The sequence below is a fragment of the Pseudoxanthomonas sacheonensis genome (assembly GCF_010093305.1).
GTDB classification, from domain to species: domain Bacteria; phylum Pseudomonadota; class Gammaproteobacteria; order Xanthomonadales; family Xanthomonadaceae; genus Pseudoxanthomonas_A; species Pseudoxanthomonas_A sacheonensis.
The window spans coordinates 174,094-181,662 of sequence record NZ_PDWS01000007.1; the positions used below are offsets into that span (position 1 = coordinate 174,094).

5 protein-coding genes are annotated in these 7,569 nt (G+C 67.3%); 4 read left to right on the forward strand and 1 reads right to left on the reverse strand.

Translation table 11 applies throughout. The features are described from left to right. Entirely contained in the window at nt 1-2,091 is a 2,091-nt protein-coding gene (locus tag CSC73_RS08550; RefSeq protein ID WP_163840015.1) for a glycosyltransferase, read from the reverse strand. A gap of 95 nt (nt 2,092-2,186) precedes the next feature. On the opposite strand from CSC73_RS08550, the gene mrcB reads away from it, so the two are divergent. The 4 genes from mrcB to tsaB all read left to right on the forward strand — a co-directional run. After that, nucleotides 2,187-4,598, forward strand: a complete 2,412-nt coding sequence (gene mrcB / locus CSC73_RS08555; protein WP_163840016.1) for a penicillin-binding protein 1B — start codon at nt 2,187-2,189, stop codon at nt 4,596-4,598. Nucleotides 4,599-4,643: 45 nt separating this feature from the next. Beyond that, the gene (locus CSC73_RS08560; RefSeq protein WP_163840017.1) at nt 4,644-5,174 is read left to right on the forward strand and encodes a hypothetical protein; all 531 of its coding nucleotides are present in this window, start codon (nt 4,644-4,646) and stop codon (nt 5,172-5,174) included. A 34-nt stretch (nt 5,175-5,208) separates the two neighbouring features. Beyond that, on the forward strand, nt 5,209-7,239 hold the full coding sequence (gene yoaA / locus CSC73_RS08565; protein WP_163840018.1) for a DNA repair helicase YoaA: 2,031 nt from the start codon (nt 5,209-5,211) through the stop codon (nt 7,237-7,239). Next, nucleotides 7,220-7,569, forward strand: a 350-nt coding sequence (tsaB, locus tag CSC73_RS08570) for a tRNA (adenosine(37)-N6)-threonylcarbamoyltransferase complex dimerization subunit type 1 TsaB (RefSeq protein WP_163840019.1), incomplete at its 3' end; no start/stop codon positions are given. The genes yoaA and tsaB, both read left to right, overlap by 20 nt.

The following is a 7,569-nucleotide window of genomic DNA, read 5'->3' on the forward strand; positions in this document are numbered from 1 at the left end:
CTACAGAAAAATCTTGCGCACTGTTTCGCGCGCCGCATCCAGCGAGAAATGGCGCGCGACATTTTCCAGCCCGTTCCGCGCCAGCCGGTTCCACAGTTCCTCGTCCGAATACAACCGCACCACCGCGTCGGCGAAGGCCCGCGCGTCGTCGGCGACCAGCACATCGACTCCATCCTGCAGATGCATTCCTTCCACCGCGCACAGCGTGGCCACCACCGGTTGCCCATGGGCCATGCTCAGGTTGACCTTGCCCTTGACTCCTGCGCCGAAGCGCAGCGGAGCGACCGCCACGCGCATGCCGTTCATGGCCGCTTCCAGGCTGGGCATGTGACCGTGGATGACAACGCCTTCCCGCGCCAGCGCGGCGATCGAATCGGGAACATCGCCGCCGATGCAATGGAACACCGCGTCGGGCAGGCGTGGCCGCAGCAGAGTAAATACGTCCTGTACGAACCAGCGTACCGCATCCACATTGGGCGTATGGCGGAATCCGCCCACGAAAACAAGATCGCGCCGTTGCGCGAACGGCAAGCCGGGTCCAGCCACTTCATGCAGGTTGGAAAGCACTTCCACCCTGCTGGCGGGGGCGTCCTTGGCGAGTACTTCGCGTTCGGTTCCACTTACCACCAAGGTGGTGTCCGCGGCCGCAACCACCGAAAGTTCGCGCTGCCGGGTTCGCAACGCCGCCTTGGCCAACGCTGCATTGTCCGCCAGTTCGGCGGCGCGCGATTCGCGCAGATAGTGCAGGTCGATGGTATCAAGCACGAAGCGCGCTTGCGGCGCGTGCTTCCTGGCCAGCGGCAGGATCTTCTCGGCCAGATGGTAGCGGCAAGCCAGTACCACCGAAAAACGCGGTCCGTGCGACGACAGCCAGGCCGGCGGGCTTTGCGAGAACGGCGGGTACCAGACTTCCACGCCCAAGGCCTGCAAGGCAGCCAGCGCCTGCGGTGGCGGTGCGTGTTCGGTGGCCAGGAAAACCACGTGCGCGTTTTCGTGGCGCAGCATTTTCATCAGGTTGAACAAGCGCAGCGACGCCGAATCGCGATCGGGCTGCGGGACGGCCTCGTCGACGATCAGGATCTGCCGCTGGTGCGCGTGCACCGTCGCCGGTGCCGGCAGAACGCCCGGCGCGGGAAAAGCCGAAAGCGCATCGCGCCATTTGCGTTCGAACAATTCCCGGTTGCGTACCTGGTAGGCCTTGGCGCCGTGGTTGAGGTCGGTGCCGGAAGTGATGCCTTCCAGATGCACCACGCGCGACGCCGGCTGGTAAAGCACGCGCTTGCCGGCCGCGCGCACCGAGAACGCAAGGTCGGTGTCTTCGTAGTAGGCGGGCGTGTAGCGCGTGTCGAATCCGCCCAGCGATTCGAACAACCTGCGCGGAATCGCGATGGCCGCCCCCGAGCAATAGTCGGCGTCGCGCAGGCTGGCATAGCGCGGATCTTCCGGCGATTCGAAACGCCCGTAGTTCCAGGCCGAACCGTCCGAGAACACCACGCCGCCGGCTTCCTGCAGGCGCCCGTCGGGATACAGCAGCTGGGCGCCGACCAGGCCGGCATCGGGCTGAGCGTCGAAGGTATCCAGCAGCGCGTCCAGCCAGCCGGGCTGGGGCACGGTGTCGTTGTTGAGGAACACCAGCACCTCGCCGCGCGCGCGCGCGGCGCCGTCGTTGCAGGCGGCGATGAAACCGCCGTTCTGCGCGCGGCGATGGAAATGCAGGCCCGCCACTTGCGTCATCCAGGCTTGGGTCTGGTCGCTGGAGCCGTCGTCGACGACCAGGATCTCGCAGGCGGCCTGCGGCGGATGTTCGGCCAGCGCGCGCAGGCAGGCCAGGGTGTGCGCAGCCTGGTTGTACACCGGCACGATGATGCTGGCGCGCGGGTTGCCGCTGTCGGGAACCGCGAAGGGAGCGAACGGCGCATCGGCGGGAAAATGGAGTTTCGCGCGCTGGGAGGCAGGCGCGCGGCGCAACTGGCGTTCAACCCGCTGCCAGGTGGCCTGCCAGCCGCGCGCGCGCAGGCTGGCCATGCCGCGGCGGATCAGCCCCAGCGCGCGTTGCCATTGGAAGCGCACATCGGCCAGGGAAATCGACATTCCGGTGCAACTCCAGCTGAGCGAAAGGGTGCTCCGGCCCGTCGCAGCGCGGCGGGCTGCGCTAGACTCGCCGGAATCCATATTGTCGCATCCCTGTGCCGCGCTACGACTACGACGACCAAGACGACGACTACGACGATCAGCAGGACGCCCATCCCTGGCGCCAGCGGCTGATTACCTGGGCTCTGGCGGCGTTGGGGCTGGGGCTCGGTTTCCTTATTCCCTATACGCTGTACCTGAACCATCAGGTCAGCCAGCGTTTCGGCGCGCTGCAGTGGCAGATCCCCACCCGCGTGTACGCGCGCCCGCTGCAACTGGCGCCCGGCGTGGCGATGGATGCGCAGACCCTGAAGACCGAACTCGACGCGGCGTCCTACCGCGACGACGGCGTGGGCGAGCGCCTGGGAACCTATGCGCGCGAAGGCGGCCGCTTCACCATTTCCAGCCGCGGCTACACCGATGTGGACGCCAAAGTGCCCGCACGCAGGGTGCAGGTGTCGCTGTCCGGCGGGCGCGTGGCCAGCGTCCGCGATCCGGTGCGCAAGCAGAACCTGAAGGTCGCAAGACTCGACCCGGCCCGAATCGCCACCTTGTACGGCCAGAAACAGGAAGAACGCCGCCTGGTGCGGCTGGAAGAAGTGCCGGAGCTGCTGGTGACCGGGTTGCAGGCGGTGGAAGACCGCGATTTCAGCACCCATCACGGCATCGACCTGAGCGGCATGGTGCGCGCGCTGTGGGTCGCCGTGCGTTCCGGCGGCGAGAGCAAGCAGGGCGCCAGCACGTTGACCCAGCAGCTGGCGCGCAGCGGCCTGCTGGGCATCGGCAAGGAAGTCACCGTGCGCCGCAAGTTCAACGAAATCCTGTTCGCCCTGATCCTGGAGGCGCGCTACGACAAGCGCACCATCCTGGAGGCGTACATGAACCAGGTGTACATGGGGCAGCGCGGCAGCCAGGCCATCCACGGCGTCGCCGCCGCTTCGGAATTCTGGTTCGGGCGGGAACTGGATTCGCTGACCACCGAACAGATCGCGCTGCTGATCGGCATCGTCAAGGGACCTTCCTACTACGACCCGCGCCGCAATCCCGAGCGCGCGCTGGATCGCCGCAACCTGGCCTTGAACAAGCTGCACGAAACCGGACTGATCAAGGACGACGAATGGAAACGCGCCCTGGCCGCGCCGCTGGGCGTCACCAAGACCCCGGGCATGGCCGCCGCCAACCGTTTCCCCGCCTATGTGGATCTGGTGCGCCGGCAACTGGCGCGCGATTATCCGGAAAGCGCGCTGCAGGGCGCCGGCCTGAGCGTGCTCACCGGCATGTCGCCTTCGGCGCAGGCTTATGCGGAGGGCGCGGTGGCGCGCACGCTCAAGTCGGTGGAAAACAAGCGGCGTCCGCCGTTGCAGGCCGGTCTGGTGCTGACCGATGTGCACGACGGCGACGTGCTGGCGGTGGTCGGCAGTCGCAACGTATCGCAGCCAGGCTTCAACCGCGCGGTGGAAGCGCAGCGGCCGGTGGGTTCGCTGCTCAAGCCGTTCGTGTATCTGTTGGCGCTGGCGCAGCCGGACAACTATTCGCTGGCCAGCTATGTCGACGACTCTCCGGTCACCGTGCAACTGGGCAAGGGCAGGCGCTGGACGCCCGGCAATTCCGACAACCGCAGCCACGGCACCGTGCGGCTGGTCGATGCGCTGGCCCATTCGTACAACCAGGCCACCGTGCGCATCGGCATGAAGGTGGATCCGGAGCGCCTTTCCGGCCTGATCCGCGTGCTGGCCGGCATCAAGGCCGAGCCGAATCCCGCACTGATCCTGGGCGCGACCGACCAGAGCCCGTACGCGATGGCGCAGCTGTACCAGTTCCTGGCTTCCGGCGGCGAGATCCAGCCGCTGCATGCGGTGCGCGGCGTGCTGGATCCGAGTGGAAAACTGCTCAAGCGCTACGACAAGACCCCGGCGCCCGCGCAGGAAGGCGACTCCATCGCCGCGCACCTGATCAGCATCGCCTTGCAGCAGGTGGTCAGCAACGGCACCGGCCGCCAGTTGCTGGGCGACGGCCTGGGCCGCCTGCAATCGGCGGGCAAGACCGGCACCAGCAACGACGGCCGCGACAGCTGGTACGCCGGCTACACCGGCGACCATCTGGCGGTGGTGTGGATGGGCAACGACCAGAACGAACAGACCGGCCTGTACGGCGCCACCGGCGCCATGCGCGTGTGGTCGGGTATTTTCACGCGCCTGCCAAGCGCGCCGCTTAAAGTGTCCGGCAAGGGCCTGGACTGGCAATGGGTGGCTGGCGCCAACGCCACCGATGCCGGTTGCCCCGGTGCGCGGCAGATCCCGTTCGTGGCCGGTTTCGCGCCCGAGTACGCGCCCTGCGTGGCCGAGTCCGTGCCTGCCGACGAATCCGGCGAAGAGGGCGGCGGTTGGCGCAGCTGGTTCGGCCTGGACAAAAAACCGGAAGAGCAATCCGAACCGCCTGCGGAACCCGCGCCCGAACCCGAACCGTGAAGGCAACGACGGGTCTATTTTTTTTACGGATTACTTCTTTCGACCATGAACAAGCTCCTGTTGCCGGCCGCCTTGTCGCTATCGCTTCTGCTATCCGCCTGCGGCACCGCACCTGGCGTGCATGAGGCTCCAGCGCCGGCAGTGCCGAAAGTGGCGCCCGAACAGCGCCTGGCCGCCGCCATCGCAGCGTCCAAGGGCGCGGACGATCGCGAACTCGCCGTGCAGCCGCTACGCGATCCGCAAGTGCAGGATCTGCGCGACGCCGCCGTTGCGGCGATCGCGGCGCGCAACTACGCCGCCGCTGCCGAAGCCTTGAACCAGGCGCTGCTGATCGTTCCCGATGATCCGGCGGCGCTGCAGGAACGCGCCGAAGCCGCGCTGCTGCAAGCGGAAAACGAGCGCGCCGAAACGCTCGCCAAGCGCGCCTTCGACCTGGGCTCCAAGGTCGGTCCGCTGTGCCGCCGGCACTGGGCCACCATCGAACAGGCGCGCCTGGCGCGCGGCCTGCCGCAGGACGCCGCGTCGGCGCATGCGCAGATCGAAGGGTGCACCGTGGCCGGATTGAATAGAATGTAGCCGTGGCGTTTACCGAAAGCGCCGACAGACCCTAATGTCCCAACTCGCCCAAGCCAGCCGCGAGGCGCTCAGCGCAGGCGGCGCGCTCGCCGCCCAGCTCGACAACTTCGTCCCCCGCCAGGCGCAGCAACGCCTGTCCACGGCGATCGCCGAAGCCTTCGAGGGCCGCGAAGTGCTGCTCGCCGAAGCCGGCACCGGCACCGGCAAGACCTTCGCGTATCTGGTTCCGGCGCTGCTGTCCGGCCTGAAGACCATCGTCTCCACCGGCACCCGCGCGCTGCAGGACCAGCTCTACCACCGCGACCTGCCGCGCGTGCGCAATGCACTGGGTACGGGCCTGAAATCCGCGCTGCTGAAAGGCCGCGCCAATTATCTGTGCAGGTACCGGCTGGAGCAGGCCAAGGGCGAACCTCGCTTCACAAGCCGCGAACAGATTTCGCAATTCCAGCGCATCGTTTCCTGGGGCGGCCGCACCCAGTTCGGCGATATCGCCGAGCTGGAAGCGTTGCCCGACGATTCGCCGCTGCTGCCGATGGTCACTTCCACCAACGACAACTGCCTGGGCACCGATTGCCCGTTCTGGAGCGACTGCTTCGTGGTGCAGGCGCGGCAGCGCGCGCAGTCGGCCGACATCGTGGTGGTCAACCATCATCTGCTGCTCGCCGACCTGGCCTTGAAACAGGAAGGCTTCGGCGAAATCCTGCCCGGCGCGCAGGCTTTCGTGATCGACGAAGCGCACCAGCTGCCGGAACTGGCCGCGAACTTTTTCGGTGAAAGTTTCGGCATGCGCCCGATCCAGGAGCTCGCTCGCGATTGTCTGGCCGAGTGCAAGGAAGTGCCGGGCGCGCTGGCCACACTGCAGCCCCCGGTGCGCGCGCTGGAGCAGGCATTGCGCGAACTGCGTGCCGGCATGGAGGGACTGCCGACGCGAGGTACGCGCTTCCGCGCGCTGGATAAACCGGAAGTGCGGGCGGGCTTCGATGCACTTACCGAAGCGCTGGCGCATCTGATCGAAGCGGTGGTGGCGATGGCCGATGCGTCGTTGGGCATCGATGCCTGCGCTTCGCGCGCCAAGGATTCGGCCACGCGCCTGGCGCGATGGCTGGAAGACGGCAGCGCTTCCGGCGAAAGCCATGTGGTGGATCTGGAAGACGGCGCGCCGCTGCCCACCAGCGACGTGCTCTGGTACGAACTGACCCAGCGCGGCTTCCGCTGCCAGCGCACGCCGCTGGATGTCTCGGGGCCTCTACGCGAACACCGGGAGAAATCCCGCGCGTCCTGGGTGTTCACTTCGGCCACGCTGGCGGTCAGCGGCGGTTTCGACCACATCGCGGCGCGGCTTGGCTTGGAAGATCCGCCCACGCTGCTGCAGCCCAGTCCGTTCGATTGGCCGAAGCAGGCGCTGTGCTATCTGCCGCAGAACCTGCCCGAACCCAATACGCGCGGTTTCGGCACCTCGCTGATCGCCGCTCTGTATCCGGTGCTGCAGGCGTCCAACGGCCGTGCGTTCCTGCTGTTCGCCTCGCACCGTGCGTTGCGCGAAGCCGCCGAAACGCTGCGCGATGCGCCGTGGCCGCTGTTCGTGCAGGGCGAGGCGCCGCGCGCCACGCTGCTGCAGCGGTTCCGCGAATCGGGCAACGGGGTGCTGTTGGGCGCGGCGAGTTTCCGCGAAGGCGTGGACGTGGTCGGCGATGCATTGTCGGTGGTGGTGATCGACAAGCTGCCGTTCGCCGCGCCGGACGATCCGGTATTCGAGGCGCGGCTGGAAGCGATCCGTCGCGATGGCGGCAATCCGTTCCGCGACGAGCAGCTGCCGCAGGCGGTGATCGCGCTCAAGCAGGGCGTGGGCCGGCTGATCCGCAGCGAGACCGACCGCGGTGTGCTGGTATTGTGCGACCCGCGCCTGACCGGCAAGCCGTACGGGCGCGTGTTCCTGGATTCGCTGCCGCCGTTCTCGCGCACGCGCGAGGTGGCCGACGTGCAGCGGTTCTTCGGGGTCGAGCCGACCATTCCCGATGCAACGCAGGATTCCGAACAGGACTGGTATGAAGCTGCTCGCTTTTGAAACCGCCACCGAGGCCTGTTCCGTCGCACTGTATCTCGACGGCGAGGTCATCGAACGCTACGAAGTCGCACCGCGCCTGCATGCCGAGTACGCGTTGCCGTGGGCCGAAGAGTTGCTGGCCGACGCCGGCATCAAGCGCTCGCAACTCGACGCCATCGCCGTCAGTCGCGGCCCCGGCGCCTTCACCGGCGTACGCCTTGCGATCGCGCTGGCGCAGGGCATCGCGCTGGCATTGCACAAACCGGTCGTCGCAATTTCCACCCTGCAAGCGATCGCCGCCGCCTTGCCCCCTCCCTTGCGAATGCCCCCCAAGGGGACTTCCTTCGGGGC